General features: G+C 74.1%; 1 protein-coding gene and 1 pseudogene. Both read right to left on the reverse strand.

All coding sequences use genetic code 11. The features are described from left to right. Positions 1–549: pseudogene (locus FV222_RS27740) on the reverse strand (hypothetical protein); the annotation flags it as partial. Between the two features lie 124 nt (positions 550–673). Beyond that, positions 674–864: 23S rRNA (pseudouridine(1915)-N(3))-methyltransferase RlmH (locus FV222_RS27745; protein ID WP_187277515.1), on the reverse strand; the 191-nt coding region annotated here is incomplete at its 5' end.

Here is an 864-nt window from a genome sequence, read left to right on the forward strand (position 1 = left end):
CCGCAGGCCCTGCCGGTCCGCGGCGATCAGCCCGCGCAGGCGCACGAGCTCGGCGAGGTCGGCGGCCAGCGTGTCCACCTCGCCCCGCATCTCGGGCACGATCGCCCCGAGCAGCATCGAGGTGCGGATCACCGCCAGCACATCCTCGGGGTTGACCAGCACCGCCGGCGGCGGGCGACGGCCCATGCGCTGGAGCGCCGCCAGGATCTCGGCGATCACACCACGGCGGGCGTCGAGGGAGCGGCGGATGGCCGTCTCGCTGCCCGAGAGCGTCTTCAGACGCTCCTCCAGGCGGCTCATGCGGTCCTCGGTGGCCTGCGACTGCCGGCCCGCATCGAGCAAGGCCGCGTCGAGCTTGGCCCGGTCGCCGCCGATGCTCGCGATCTCCGCCTCGAACTGCGCCTTGGCGCCCACGCTGGCGGAGAGGGCGTCCTGGACCCGCTTGAGGTTGTCGGCGCGGCGGTCGCGCTCGTCGATGGCGCGCTGGATGCGCTCGGCCTCGGTGACCGGTGCGGCAGCATCCTGCGCCCGAAGGCGGCTCGCGGGCATGGCGGCGAGGCCGGCGGCAAGTGCGGCTGCGAGAGCGCCCGTGGTGACCAGCCTCATGGCGTGCGTTTGCCGGCTCCGTGCATCACCGCCCCTGTCGTCCAGCATTGCGGCACACGCGAGGCGTTCACCCGTCGGGATCACCGCGATGATACGGGTGCCCCGCCAGGATCGTGAGGGCGCGGTAGAGCTGTTCGAGGGCCAGGACGCGCACGATGCCGTGAGGCAGGGTCGCGGCGCCGAAGGAGAGGGTGAGGTCGGCCCGCGCCCGGACCGCGCCGTCGAGTCCGTCCGCGCCGCCGATGGCGACCACGAGGG

The sequence above is a fragment of the Methylobacterium sp. WL103 genome (genome assembly GCF_008039885.1).
Lineage (GTDB): Bacteria > Pseudomonadota > Alphaproteobacteria > Rhizobiales > Beijerinckiaceae > Methylobacterium > Methylobacterium cerastii.